The 13,624-nt window shown below is 56.5% G+C and carries 12 protein-coding genes; 8 read left to right on the plus strand and 4 right to left on the minus strand.

Annotated features, from left to right (window positions below):
- Positions 1 to 86 precede the first annotated feature (86 nt).
- Positions 87 to 842: a transcriptional regulator gene (locus tag VW41_06435; GenBank protein ID AJZ88696.1), complete on the minus strand. Its 756-nt coding sequence runs from the start codon at positions 840 to 842 to the stop codon at positions 87 to 89.
- Between the two features lie 371 nt (positions 843 to 1,213).
- Positions 1,214 to 2,485: a hypothetical protein gene (locus VW41_06440; GenBank protein AJZ88697.1), complete on the minus strand. Its 1,272-nt coding sequence runs from the start codon at positions 2,483 to 2,485 to the stop codon at positions 1,214 to 1,216.
- Positions 2,486 to 2,726: 241 nt separating this feature from the next.
- On the opposite strand from VW41_06440, the gene VW41_06445 reads away from it, so the two are divergent.
- Positions 2,727 to 3,965, plus strand: a complete 1,239-nt coding sequence (locus tag VW41_06445) for a glutamate-pyruvate aminotransferase (protein AJZ88698.1) — start codon at positions 2,727 to 2,729, stop codon at positions 3,963 to 3,965.
- Between the two features lie 59 nt (positions 3,966 to 4,024).
- On the opposite strand, the gene VW41_06450 is transcribed toward VW41_06445, so the two are convergent.
- Positions 4,025 to 4,126: a membrane protein gene (locus VW41_06450; protein AJZ88699.1), complete on the minus strand. Its 102-nt coding sequence runs from the start codon at positions 4,124 to 4,126 to the stop codon at positions 4,025 to 4,027.
- A 303-nt stretch (positions 4,127 to 4,429) separates the two neighbouring features.
- Between VW41_06450 and VW41_06455 the strand changes: the two genes are divergently transcribed.
- Together VW41_06455 and VW41_06460 are read left to right on the plus strand one after the other, a co-directional pair.
- Positions 4,430 to 4,780: a cupin gene (locus VW41_06455; GenBank protein ID AJZ88700.1), complete on the plus strand. Its 351-nt coding sequence runs from the start codon at positions 4,430 to 4,432 to the stop codon at positions 4,778 to 4,780.
- 108 nt (positions 4,781 to 4,888) lie between these two features.
- Positions 4,889 to 6,385, plus strand: a complete 1,497-nt coding sequence (locus VW41_06460) for a DSBA oxidoreductase (GenBank protein AJZ91878.1) — start codon at positions 4,889 to 4,891, stop codon at positions 6,383 to 6,385.
- 5 nt (positions 6,386 to 6,390) lie between these two features.
- Here VW41_06460 and VW41_06465 read toward each other — a convergent pair whose 3' ends face one another.
- A complete protein-coding gene (locus VW41_06465) occupies positions 6,391 to 7,053 on the minus strand; it encodes a GntR family transcriptional regulator (protein ID AJZ88701.1) in 663 nt (220 codons plus the stop codon).
- Positions 7,054 to 7,410: 357 nt separating this feature from the next.
- On the opposite strand from VW41_06465, the gene VW41_06470 reads away from it, so the two are divergent.
- From VW41_06470 to VW41_06490, 5 genes are read left to right on the plus strand one after another with little or no spacing between them, the layout of a single operon-like run.
- The gene (locus VW41_06470) at positions 7,411 to 8,652 is read left to right on the plus strand and encodes a membrane protein (protein ID AJZ88702.1); all 1,242 of its coding nucleotides are present in this window, start codon (positions 7,411 to 7,413) and stop codon (positions 8,650 to 8,652) included.
- A 10-nt stretch (positions 8,653 to 8,662) separates the two neighbouring features.
- Positions 8,663 to 9,433, plus strand: coding sequence for a hypothetical protein (locus VW41_06475; protein AJZ88703.1), 771 nt, complete (start codon positions 8,663 to 8,665; stop codon positions 9,431 to 9,433).
- Positions 9,434 to 9,442: 9 nt separating this feature from the next.
- Positions 9,443 to 10,252 carry a hypothetical protein gene (locus tag VW41_06480; GenBank protein AJZ88704.1) on the plus strand — a complete coding sequence of 270 codons (810 nt, stop codon included), beginning with the start codon at positions 9,443 to 9,445 and terminating at the stop codon, positions 10,250 to 10,252.
- Between the two features lies 1 nt (position 10,253).
- On the plus strand, positions 10,254 to 11,861 hold the full coding sequence (locus VW41_06485; GenBank protein ID AJZ88705.1) for an acetyl-COA carboxylase: 1,608 nt from the start codon (positions 10,254 to 10,256) through the stop codon (positions 11,859 to 11,861).
- Entirely contained in the window at positions 11,842 to 13,572 is a 1,731-nt protein-coding gene (locus VW41_06490; protein AJZ88706.1) for an acetyl-CoA carboxylase, read from the plus strand. Before VW41_06485 ends, VW41_06490 begins: the two co-directional genes overlap by 20 nt.
- The last annotated feature ends 52 nt before the right edge of the window (positions 13,573 to 13,624 follow it).

A 13,624-nucleotide genomic window follows, 5' to 3' on the forward strand; every position in this document is an offset into this window, starting at 1 on the left:
AAGCGATTATAAAGGGAAGCGGGGTTGTTAATGAACCTTTGATTGTGATGAAGAGGGAAAAAGCCCGTTTTCCCTCTTCATCGCCATCAGTCGGCGGGCTGCCTGTGCTCAACGTTACCCAGCGCAAAAACGGGGAGCCCTGCGCTGCGCCACGATTCAATCTGATCTATCTGCCGTTCTCCGGGGCAGTCGCCGCACCAGACCAGCAGCGTCTGCCGGTCAAAAAGCTCTGGTTTCAGACTGCTCAGCGAGTTAGCCAGGACATCAACCCGCCAGCCCTGCTGGCTGGCAATCCACGCCGCCATCCACAGCCGCGTTGTGTCCTGCACGTTCCAGCCCACCACTAAAGCATCCCTGCCATTTTGCTTGCGTGCGGTGGCAATGCACATCGCAATATAGTTAATCAGGGCGCCATCCAGCAGGCTAAGCAGCGCACACAGCGCAATCTGCTGCCCGTAGAGGCGGCGTCGCAGCGGAAGATAGAGATGTTGCACAAGAGTTTGCGCCGGATAGATGCGCCCGATATCGGCTATCCAGGCGCGAAGTAGGTTGGGGTTGCCGCTTTGCAGATGGCGCAGCAGCGTCTCCTGCCGCTCGCCCCAGGCGTGCGCTTTTTCCCGGTTTTCACCGCTGAGCAGCCCTTTGACTTTACTGACCTGTACGCCTTGCTCGATCCAGGTTTGGATCTCACGAATACGCTCGATGTCGGCGGAATCGAACAAGCGGTGCCCGCCGTCGCTTCGTTTAGGTTTTAGCAACCCGTAACGCCGCTGCCAGGCCCGGAGGGTTACCGGATTAATATTGCAAAGCGCAGCCACTTCTCCAATGGAATAAAGCGCCATATTGTCACCTGATACCGTAAGGGGAGCCCCTTATTAACTGTAGTAAGTTCTGGTGAGTTTGGCTTCTTTTGGCGGGATTTCTGCGGGTGCCAGAGCGGTTTCTTAGTCACATTTTCCTTTCAAATCTTCCCCTCACTCCGGCCCTCTCCCCGAAGAGGCGAGGGAGAACACAAGCTGCAGAGAGTTTTTTATTCCCCCACCCTCCGTGTGAGGGGAGGGGAAGCCGCGACGTTGTGCCTGAAGGAAATACCGGACGTACCGCGAGGCGCTGGTTCCGGCTTAAATCGCCTCAGTTTTCTCACCGACAGGCCGCAGGCTAAGAGCGTCGGGAACGCATCTCAGCCCGCTCTACATAATCACGGGTATTTTGACTAAGGGTTAGCCTCCCTGGGGAGGAGCGATGGCTGCCCGCCAAGCTGTTCCTGCCCGGCCGCAGTTAAATCCTGTCCGGTCGCACGACCAATAAAATCCACCTCAAAATCATCCGCGGCGAAATCCGGCGGCGTTTTGCCGTCGACAAATGCTTCCCACTGGCGGGGCAAGTACTCAGCGTTCTTCTCGCACCACGGGGCGGCGGCGATGTACATCACGTTGCTGTCGAACTCGCCGAGGTGTTCGTTCTCGACGGCATGAATCACATCGCAGTGCCAGAAAACGGTATCACCCGGCTCCATATCGGGAATTGAGGAAATCCCAGTCAGTAAAAGGGGATGCCACTCTTTGTTAATGGATAATGCTCTGCCGGGCTTCGCTTCGCACAGCGACTCTTCTGGTACATCGTCCTGCAGCGCACGCAGCAGGATCCAGGCCATTGCGTTAGCCACCGGCAGCAAGTTTAACGTGCCGCCGTGTTTGCGCTGGGGCGTAAGCGCCGTCCAGCCCTGGAAGGTGCGGAACATCGAACAGACGGCAGGAGACGGGAACTCACGCACCTCCGTTCGACCTTCAGCGGCAAACGGATCGTAATCTTTCCAGTTGCCGGAAAAGACGTGACGGTAGACGTGGCGGAAGTTTTCATCCAGCCAGCGCTCAACCGAGCCGCCGTCAACGTGCGGGGAGAGCCCCAGCGAGCCTGAGCGCGGTGGGCGACGGCGCGTGCGGTCCGCGTAGGAAACAACGCGGTCTGGGTCGAAGTGTTGCCTGCCGTGACTCTCCGTTTGCCACAGATTATTGAGGAACACTTGCACTGCTTTCATGCGCTCATGCTGGCGGGCTTCAGTCTGCGGTTTAGACCAGTAAATCCCGTAAATTTGCGGCTTACTGTCGGCCAGCGTGCCGAAATAGTTGTCTTCTGCCGCATTTTTCAGGCGTTCAACAAAGTGGTTACGTTCCAGATAATTGCCGATCTCTTCATTCCAGTTACGGGCTTGTTCCTGGGGGAAAACGCCCCGGATCGTGCAGCAGCCGCGCTGGCGGATCAGCGCTTTTTGCTGCTCACTGACCTGGCCCAGCAGAATGTCGTCGGCCTCAAGCTGCGGAACAGGGTTTTCGCCGCGCGCCATTTCTTCGCGGATCTCCCCGATCTGCTGGCGAATATTGGCCTCGAGTTCGGCAAAGACCGACCGATAGTTGGGCAGATCGCGGCGCAGCTTTTGTTTTATCTCGCGGATAGCTTTTGGCAGATCGTTAATTTCCAGGTGCATAGGTGACTCCATCTTTCAGAGAGTAGGTTACTGAGTTGTTGCTACTTGGTTAATATATGCCCGACATTAAAAATGAAATAGAGATGTCTTTCGTTCGAAACTTCCTGTTTTATGCCATGGAAAAATTATTTTCATTTCCCCCTCGACAGGCGATTTTTATTCAGGCTATTTTCAAAACAGGCCACATCGCGTGGCAGCGTCGCTCGGACGGTCCGGGCGCTCACGTTACTCTGAGGAATTTATGGCTGACTCCAGTCCAAAACGTCGTTTTTCGCGTATCGATCGCTTACCCCCTTACGTTTTTAACATCACTGCCGAACTGAAAATGGCTGCGCGACGCCGCGGCGAAGATATTATTGATTTCAGCATGGGCAACCCGGACGGGGCGACGCCGCCGCACATTGTCGAAAAACTTTGCACCGTGGCCCAGCGTGAAGACACGCACGGGTATTCCACTTCGCGAGGCATTCCTCGTCTGCGCCGCGCCATTTCTCGCTGGTACAAAGATCGCTACGACGTAGATATCGATCCGGAAAGTGAAGCTATTGTCACTATTGGCTCGAAGGAAGGGCTGGCGCACCTGATGCTGGCGACGCTGGATCATGGTGATACCGTGCTGGTGCCGAACCCAAGCTACCCGATTCATATTTATGGGGCGGTGATAGCCGGGGCGCAGGTTCGTTCGGTGCCGCTGGTGGAAGGCGTAGACTTCTTTGCCGAGCTGGAGCGAGCCATTCGCGAAAGTTACCCGAAACCTAAGATGATGATCCTCGGCTTCCCGTCTAACCCAACCGCCCAGTGCGTAGAGCTGGAGTTTTTCGAAAAGGTTGTTGCGCTGGCGAAGCAGTACGACGTGCTGGTAATTCATGACCTCGCCTACGCCGATATTGTGTATGACGGCTGGAAAGCCCCTTCCATTATGGAAGTCCCCGGCGCGCGTGATGTGGCCGTTGAGTTCTTCACGCTGTCAAAAAGTTACAACATGGCGGGCTGGCGTATTGGCTTCATGGTCGGCAACCAGGAGTTGGTGAGCGCGCTGGCACGTATCAAGAGCTACCACGACTATGGCACCTTCACGCCGCTACAGGTGGCGGCGATTGCAGCCCTTGAAGGGGACCAGCAGTGCGTGCGCGATATTGCAGAACAGTACAAACGCCGTCGTGACGTGCTGGTAAAAGGGCTGCATGAAGCTGGCTGGATGGTGGAGTGCCCGAAAGCTTCCATGTACGTCTGGGCAAAAATTCCCGAACAGTACGCGGCGATGGGATCGCTGGAGTTCGCCAAGAAGCTGCTACAGGAAGCGAAAGTCTGCGTTTCGCCGGGGATTGGCTTCGGTGACTACGGTGATACTCACGTTCGCTTCGCGCTGATTGAAAACCGGGATCGTATCCGCCAGGCCGTGCGCGGTATCAAGGGGATGTTCCGGGCTGACGGGCTGTTGCCGCCGTTGCCGAAGAACGCTGCGGAAAGCACCGAATAATGAAACGAAAACAGGAGCCTTTTGGCTCCTGTTCTTTTTGCGCTGCTGTTTGCGACCGCTTATTCAACCATCAGGAAGAAGGTGCCGGCCCACAACACAACAATCACAGAAATACCCATCAGAAAATATTTCACTTCACATCGCTCCGCGCTGACGCGCATCTTAACAGGTACATAATAAGCTGAAGCCGCAAACTGCTTTTATGGTGCAGCTCCATCTGGTATTCGGAGGTAAAACCTTACCCGGACGGCGCTAATGTACTCTCAAATTCAAAATGAAAACAAGTGTCTCAAAATTGTGACAGTTGTCTATTTTTTGAACTTTTGCTGTGTGTGGGTGATACCTTATTTATTTCATTAAAAACATGAGGATATATCTTGTTTTTGGCGATATTTTCCGTCTAAAAATAAGTGTATTTACGCATCATAAAATTTATGAATTTTTATCGTCAGACAGGAGGAAAAATGATCGTTTCAAAAGAAAATGCGGAACACTATCTTTGGGGAGGAGATTGCGATGGGTGGCACTTGCTAAAAGATTCTGCTTTGAGCGTGATTCATGAACGTATGCCGGCGGGGCGGGCGGAACAAAGACACTACCATTCCGTGGCACAGCAGTTCTTTTTTGTGTTATCCGGGGCATTGACGATGGAGCTGGAAGGAGAGCGTTACGTGGTTCCTGCGGGGAAGGGGATCCCGATTCCGTCGCAGGCGAAACATCAGGCCCGTAATGATTCCGATAAAGAGATCGAGTTTCTTGTTATTTCCCAGCCAACAACCCGGGGTGACAGGGTTAACCTGACGATGACCGAGTAACGGTGCTCTTTTCAGAGTTTTGATGCAGTTTAGGCGGCGGTTTAGCAGGTATCTTTACGGTTTCAGCAAACCGCCCGGGTGAAATGATCCCCTTTAATGAAAACGACCATGACAACGACCGAAACCGCTTCATCAGGCTCGCCGCACACGACCTCCGTTCGTCTGCTGTTCGCTGCTCTTATGCTGGTCATGCTGCTGGCCGCGCTGGACCAAACCATCGTCTCCACCGCGTTACCGACTATCGTAGGTGAATTGGGCGGGCTGGACAGACTCTCCTGGGTTGTCACGGCGTATCTGCTGGCCTCAACGATAGTGGTGCCGCTTTACGGTAAATTCGGCGATCTTCTCGGGCGCAAAATCGTGCTGCAAACGGCTATCGTTATCTTTCTGCTCGGCTCCGCTCTGTGCGGCCTCGCGCAAAACATGACGCAGCTTATTTTAATGCGTGCGCTGCAGGGGCTCGGTGGCGGTGGACTGCTGGTGGTCACCATGGCGGCGGTGGGGGACGCGATCCCGCCCGCCGATCGCGGCAAATACCAGGGACTATTTGGCGGAGTCTTCGGCCTGGCGACGGTGATTGGCCCGCTGATGGGCGGTTTTCTGGTTGAGCATTTTTCCTGGCGCTGGATTTTCTATATCAACCTGCCGCTGGGGATTTTTGCTCTGCTTGTTATTGGCGCGGTGCTGAAATCCCAGACCTCGCGGATTCGTCACCAAATAGATTTTCTTGGCGCGGGCTACCTGACTATTTCACTGACCTGCCTGATTTTATTCACCAGCGAAGGCGGCACGGTAATGGCGTGGTCTGACCCGCAGCTGTGGTGCATTTTTGCGTTCTTTGTCGTGACGCTCATTGGCTTTATCTATGAAGAGCGACTGGCGATTGAACCGATGATCCCGCTGTTCCTGTTCCGTAACCGCACCTTTTTATTGAGCTGTCTGATTGGGTTTATCATCGGCATGTCGCTGTTTGGCTCGATGACATTTTTGCCTCTCTATTTGCAGGTCGTAAAGTTCTCTACGCCGTCCCAGGCGGGGATGCAAATGTTACCGCTAATGGGGGGACTTATCCTGACCTCCATCATTAGCGGGCGCATCATCAGTAAAATAGGCCGCTACCGTATTTTTCCCATCATAGGGACGCTGTTAAGTTTTATCGCGATGGCGCTGCTTGGAACGTTAAAGCTGGATACGCCGCTGCCCACGCTTTATCTGTACGTTGGCCTTTTGGGACTTGGGCTCGGTATGGTGATGCAGGTGTTGGTGCTGGCCGTGCAGAACAGCGTGGAAATAAAGCTTATCGGCGTGGCGACCTCAAGCGCGACGCTATTTCGCTCAATTGGTGGCTCAATCGGGGTGGCCGCGTTCGGCGCGGTATTCACCTCCGTTCTGCGCGGCAACCTTGAGACGCTGATCCCGGAAGGGACGCAACTGCCTCGCCAGCTTGGCGCGCAGGCGGTACACGAGCTGCCTGCGGCCATCCGGATCGATTATCTGCAGGCCTTTGGCTCGGCGATTCATTCCGTGTTTATTATTTCGGCGGGCGTTGTGGGGCTGGGTTTTATTCTGGCGCTGTTTATGAAAAATGAGCCGCTAAGAAAATAGCGGTATCAGTGGGTTTGCTGATGCCGTGACCACGCCGCCAGCACCGTGCGCTCCGAAAGTTCCAGATACTCGGCGAGCGTTGCGGCGGCCTGGGCATTATTGCCGTCGTTGAGCAGGGCAAGTATGTGCGCATTTTTTTCGATGTATGGGGCATAGAGCATTTCAGGATCGTTCAGATGGCCGAACGCCAGCCTTAGCTCCGCGGAGATATTGCGGTAGAGGCGAATCAGGCGGTCGCTGTCAGCAAGTTCAACAATCGCGGTATGAAACTTCATGTTGGCCGTTCCCACGCTGCGCCAGTCGCTGGTCTGGCGGTGTTCTCGCGCTTCTTCCACGGCCGCCTCCATTTTTGTGACGGCGGGATGCAGCGGATAAGCGTGGGCTAGCGCATCACATTCAATCAATCGGCGGATACGGTAGATATCGAGGATGTCTGCCATATCCGGGACCGCAACATACACGCCCCGGTTGGGCTCATAGCGCAGTAATCCTTCCTGAGTCAGCATACGAAACACCTCCCGCAGCGTGTTGCGTGAAATATCGAGCTGCTCGCTGAGCGCGGCCTCCGACAGACGCGTACCCGGTACAAGTTCCCCAACGATTATTTTATGGCGAATAGTTTCGGCGATTTTCTCGCTCAGCATCTGAGCGGGCTGCTCTTTGTTCATGGTTTTCCGCGAGTGATCGGGTAAGCGGCAATCTTTACATATTCCCCTGGGGGCAGCAAGACGTTGACGTAGCGGGATTATTTCAAAACAAGCGGCGGGTTATGCACTTTTTTGGTGATTCATTGCGTTTTTATGCACTTATTTGGTGCGCGAGGTTCTTAAAAGATGCCAAAAAGTGATCGGCGTTGGTTTTTTATCATCCACTTTTCGATTCTGTTTGTCTGTTTAATCAACAGTCATTAGCTTATTGTTCAACAATAAATTCATATTTGATTAACAATGTGGCCGTTTACTTCAACGATGGCCTGCTTATTGCTTAACAGACAACGTCATAATTCTAATAATGGAGTGAGTAAGATGGCAGCGCATGAAACTGAAAACCAATCCTTTGTTCAGAAGCGACGCTCATCGCTGATCGCGGCGATATTCCTGATGGCAACCTCAGCCATTGGGCCTGGATTTATCACCCAGACGGCCACCTTTACCGCGACCATGGGCTCGGCCTTTGCCTTCGGCATTATGGCTTCTATTGTCATCGACTTTGTGGTGCAGCAGAACATCTGGCGCGTCGTCACGGTCACGAAAATGCGCGCCTCCGATCTTGCTAACGAAACGCTGCCGGGTAGCGGTTATCTGTTATCCGTGCTGGTCATTTTTGGTGGGCTGGTGTTCAACATCGGCAATATTGCCGGTGCCGGTCTGGGTCTGAATGCCATGTTTGGCCTGGCCCCAAAGTGGGGGGGATTACTCAGCGCGCTACTGGCCATTTATATTTTCTCTTCCCGTCGCGCCAGCACCGCCATTGACCGTCTGATGATCGTCCTTGGCCTGGTCATGATTGCGCTCACGCTGTACGTGGCCTTCGTTTCCGGCCCGCCGGTGGGCGATGCCCTCTACCAGAGTGTCCTGCCGGATCACATTAATTTTGCCACTATTACCACTATCGTCGGCGGTACCGTTGGCGGCTACATCTCCTACGCCGGCGCGCACCGCCTGCTGGATAAAGGCATGGGCGGCGTGGAGAATATTCAGGCCGTCTCCTCCGGCGCGACAAAAGGCATACTGGTCGTTGGGTTAATGCGTTATATCCTGTTCCTCGCCGTGCTGGGTGTGGTTGCCAGCGGCGTCACGCTGGATATCTCCAGTCAGGTAGCAAACCCGGCGCTACAGGCATTTCAGCATGCGGTGGGTTCCTTCGGTGTTCAGCTCTTCGGCTTCATTTTCTGGGCTGCGGCGATTACCAGCGTGATTGGTGCGGCCTACACCTCTGTGACCTTCATGACGGTCTTTAATAAACAAATGGGCGAGCGCCAGCGCAGCATCGCGACGGTCATTTTTATCGCCGTCTCGCTGGTGGTTTACCTGATGTTAGGCACGGCTCCGGCGGCGCTGCTGGTCTTTGCCGGTGGTTTTAACGGCCTGATTTTACCTATCGGCATGACGCTCTTTATCTACGTGGGCTGGAAACGGGCCGATCTGATGGCGGGCTATCGTTATCCTCGCTGGCTGCTATGGATGGGGCTGTTAACCTGCGCGCTCACCTGGTATATGGGGGCGCTCTCCGTCGGCGCAATTTTTGATTTCCTGAAGATTGTCTAAGGAATAAAAGATGTTGAAAAAAATCGATTTAAACAGTGACTTAGGTGAAAGCTTTGGGCAGTGGAGCATGGGGGACGATGCGGCAATCCTCAGGCTGGTAAGCAGTGCCAACGTGGCCTGCGGCTTCCACGCCGGGTCTCCTGCCGGAATTTTAGAAACGCTGAAAGCCGCGAAGGCACAGCATGTGGTGGTGGGGGCGCACGTTGCATACCCGGACCTTGTTGGTTTTGGTCGTCGTAATATGGATGTGGCAAGCGATGAGCTAACCGCCGACGTCATTTACCAGATTGGCGCGCTTCAGGGGCTGGCCCGCGCGGCCGGCACAGAAGTGCGATATGTGAAGCCGCACGGCGCACTGTATAACACCATTGCTCACCATGAACGTCAGGCGCTGGCGGTTATCGACGCAATACTGGCGGTGGATCCGCAGCTACCGCTCGTGGGGCTGGCTGGCTCTCCGGTGCTGGCGTTGGCCCGGCAAAAAGGATTGAAAGTCATCTCCGAAGCTTTTGCTGACCGCGCCTACCATGCGGATGGCTCGCTGGTTTCACGCCGTGAGGCGGGGTCGGTGCTTCACGACGCCGGGCAGGTCGCTCAGCGTATGCTGCAGTTAATCACCGAAGGCGGCGTGGAATCTATCGAAGGGAAATTTACCCCGATAAACGCGGATTCAATTTGCGTACACGGTGACAGCCCCGGCGCTATTGCGATGGCGGCGGAGATCCGCAAGCTGCTTGAATCCCAGGGAATCGCTATTCGCTCATTTGTCCCGCAGCCCTGAGGAGCGTTTATGTCGACGTTAATGAAAGCCAGCAAGGAAGCGATAGCGGTCGCGCGTGAAGCCCGGCTAGCCATCCGCGAAGGGTTTGATAAGCCCACGGCAGGTATGGCGCCGGGAATGACCCAGGCGAATATGATTTGCCTGCCGCGAGAATGGGCGTTTGATTTCTTGCTCTATGCCCAGCGTAACCCGCAGAGCTGCCCGGTACTGGACGTTATTGAATCCGGCGGGCACCAAACCGTGCTGGCGGAAGCGGCGGATTTGCGAACCGATATCCCGCGTTATCGCGTCTGGAAACACGGCCAGCTTGTGGATGAAATTACCGATGCCCGCGCCGTGTGGGAACAGCACCCCGACCTGGTCACGTTTTTAATCGGCTGCAGCTTCACGTTTGAAACGCCGCTGCGCGAAGCCGGCATTGACGTTCGCCATATCACCGACGGCAGAAATGTGCCGATGTACAAAACCAACCGGCTGTGTCGCCCGGCCGGGCGTCTGCAGGGCGAGCTGGTGGTTTCTATGCGGCCGATTCCGGCGCACAGAGTCGCCGATGCGGTCATGATCAGCGGCCGCTTCCCGGCGGTACACGGGGCTCCTGTTCACGTTGGGGAGCCGCACCTGCTCGGCATCAACGATATTTCTCAACCAGACTTTGGCGACCCGGTGCGAATCGAGCCCGGAGAGATACCCGTTTTCTGGGCCTGCGGCGTAACGCCTCAGGCGGCGGTAATGAAGTCGGGCGTGCCTTTTGCCATCAGCCATGCGCCGGGACACATGTTTATCACCGACGTGCCGGATACGGCATGGCAGGGGAAATAACGTGAGATTTTTAGCCGTTAATCTAAGCAGTTTTTTGGTGGAACTCAGCTCGCTCGACGAAACGCTGGCGCTTTTTGATTCCCTGAGCGCCGCGCCAGAAAAAGGCATCGAAGAGATGATTCCTGCCGCCCGCACCTTGCTGATCCGCTTTTGCACCCGAGAAACCAGCCTGGCGACGCTGGCCGAAAAAATATCGCGCCATGCTCTGACCCAGCGTGCAGAACGCCGCAGCCAACAGGTCACAGTCCCTGTGCATTACAATGGCGAAGATTTGCCTGCCGTGGCCGAGCTGCAGGGCATTGAGGTTCAGGCTTTGATTCGCCGCCATCAGGAGTCCGTGTGGAACGTCGCGTTTACCGGTTTTGCACCCGGTTTCGCCTACATGGTGCCTGACGCCGGGGGCTGGCAAACGCCGCGACGCAGTACGCCACGCACCCGTATTCCCGCTGGTTCCGTGGCGCTGGCCGGCGAGTTTAGCGGTATCTATCCGCAGGCGAGCCCCGGCGGCTGGCAGCTAATTGGCCAGACCGAGCTGAAAATGTGGGATCTCTCCCGCGAACAGCCCGCGCTGCTGATGCCCGGCGCACAGGTTAACTTTATCGACGCGGCGAAAATCACAAAAACTATCTCGCTTCCGGCGCGCATCATCCCGCAAAGTCTGCCCGAACGTACTGGCGCAACCCTGGCGGTGCTGGCGACGGGGCTGCAAACGCTCTGGCAGGATGATGGCCGGGCGGGAAGGGCCAGTGTGGGTCTTTCCGAATCCGGGGCGATGGACAAATCTGCGCTTCATGCCGCAAACCGTATTGTGGGTAATCCCGCCGGCTCGCCGTGCCTTGAAATTACGCAGGGCGGCTTCCGCGCCAGGGCGACCGGCGACGTGGTTATCAGCGTGACCGGGGCGCAGTGCCCGCTGACGCTGCTTACGGCAGAGGGCGAACGTTATGCGGTAGACGGCTACCGGCCGCTAAATCTGGCGACCGGTGATGAAATCCATGTTGGGACTCCGGGGCGCGGGTTACGCAGTTATCTCGCAATACGCGGCGGGTTTATCGTGCCGCAGAGTCTGGGCAGCGCCGCGAGCGATACCCTGGCGAAGGTCGGTCCTGAACCGGTGGGCGTGGGCGATATTTTAGCGGTCGGGGCGCACTCACATCCAGGCCCGGTACAGCTGAATGAGATCCCGGCGTGGCCGTTACCCTCGGCAGAAGACACCGTTACGCTGGATATCGTGCTCGGGCCGCGTACTGACTGGTTTACTGCTCAGGCGATTGAGCTACTCACGGCCCAGTGCTGGCGGGTCACCCCCCAATCGAACCGTATTGGCCTGCGCCTGGCCGGCGAGCAGCCCCTGGCGCGCAGCCAGCCTCAGGAGCTGCCGAGTGAAGGCACCTGTAGCGGTTCCATCCAGGTTCCCGCCAGCGGGCAGCCCGTTCTGTTTTTGCACGACCATCCGCTCACCGGCGGGTATCCGGTGATTGCCTCCGTGGCTGAATATCATCTTGACCTGGCCGGACAGATCCCGCCGGGCGCCTCGATCCGCTTCAACGTTATCCGACCTTTTTTGGAAATAGCAGGGAGTAAAGCCAGTGACCACCGCGACGCATAAAGTTCTGATCGCCAACCGGGGCGAAATTGCCGTTCGTATTATTCGCGCCTGCCGTGATTACGGCGTAAAGGCCGTGGCGGTTTACTCTGATGTCGACGCCGATGCGCTTCACGTTCACATGGCCGATGAAGCCTGGGCGCTACCGGGTATCCAGTCCGGCGAAACCTATTTGAATATCCCGCAGCTGGTAGATATTGCTCGCCGCAGCGGCGCGACCATGGTTCACCCGGGCTACGGTTTCCTCTCCGAGAGGGCCGAGTTTGCCCGTGCGGTACAGGCTGCCGGACTTATCTGGATTGGCCCCGAGCCGGAGACAATTGAACAACTGGGAGACAAAGTTCAGGCCCGCAAAATTGCCCTGCAGGTGGGCGCTCCGCTGGTAAAAGGCACGGCCGATCCGGTCAGTGGCGCCGGAGAGGTTGTTGATTTTGCCGCCACGCATGGCCTGCCGGTTGCTATCAAAGCCGCATTCGGCGGCGGCGGGCGAGGGCTGAAGGTGGCCTGGAAGCTTGAAGAGGTCGAAGAGCTTTACCATTCGGCGACGCGAGAGGCGTTAAGCGCCTTTGGCCGCGGAGAATGCTATGTCGAGCAGTATCTCGACTGCCCAAGGCATATTGAAGCGCAGGTGATTGCCGACAAGCACGGCAACGTGGTGGTACTCGGTACCCGCGACTGTTCGCTGCAGCGCCGCAATCAGAAGCTGGTAGAGGAGGCGCCAGCGCCGTTTATCAGCAAGTCACAGCGGCAGGAAATTCATAACGCCGCGCGCGATATTTGCGCTCATGCGGGCTACGTCGGCGCGGGCACCGTTGAATTTTTGCTTAGCCGCGACGGCAAGCTGTCATTCCTTGAGGTCAACACTCGCCTGCAGGTAGAGCATCCGGTGACCGAGGAGACGACCGGGATTGATATCGTCGTTGAGCAGTTACGCATTGCCGAAGGTTTGCCGCTGAGCATTCAGGCTACGCCGGTTCCGCGCGGCCACTCGTTTGAGTTTCGCATTAATGCCGAGGATGCGGGCAAAGGCTATTTGCCTACGCCGGGCAAGATTAGCGTATTTCGTGGGCCGTCCGGAGCAGGGGTTCGTCTTGACAGCGGCGTGGAGGCTGGCTCTTCCGTGCCGGGCAGCTACGACTCTTTGATGGCAAAACTGATCGTGACCGGCAGCAGCCGTGAGCAGGCCATTGCCCGCGCGCGCCGCGCCCTGCGTGAATTCGAGATTGACGGCGTGGCTTCCGTGCTGCCGTTCCATCGCGCGGTGATGGACGATCCTGATTTCATCGAAAGCTTTGCCGTGCATACTCGCTGGATTGAAACGGATTTTGCCGGCCGCATTGCATTTGCCCCGCGCCAGGTTCCCGCTGCGGATGAGGTTCTGACCCGCAGCTGGATAGAACTGGACGGGCGTCGTGTTCAACTGGGGCTGCCGGCAAGCCTGTTGGGCGGCCTCGCCCAGGCGAATACGGGCGGCGCTCCAAAGGCTACACCTGAACTCACCCATGAAGCCGCCATCGAGGCGCCTATATCCGGCGTGCTTCACGGCTGGATGAAAGAAGAAGGGGCGACTGTCGCTCAGGGAGAGGTCATTGGCGTGATGGAAGCCATGAAAATGGAGGTTCAGGTGATAGCCCACCGCAGCGGCAGGCTCAAACAAGGCGTAGAAAAAGGGGCTTCTGTTGAGGCCGGCCAGTCTCTCGGTGAGATCGGCTGAAATCTAAGGCGAGCCAGAACCCGCCTTTCTCCCCGCTGGTATGTCGGTATAA

Source organism: Klebsiella michiganensis (assembly GCA_000963575.1).
Classification (GTDB): Bacteria; Pseudomonadota; Gammaproteobacteria; order Enterobacterales; family Enterobacteriaceae; genus Cedecea; species Cedecea michiganensis_A.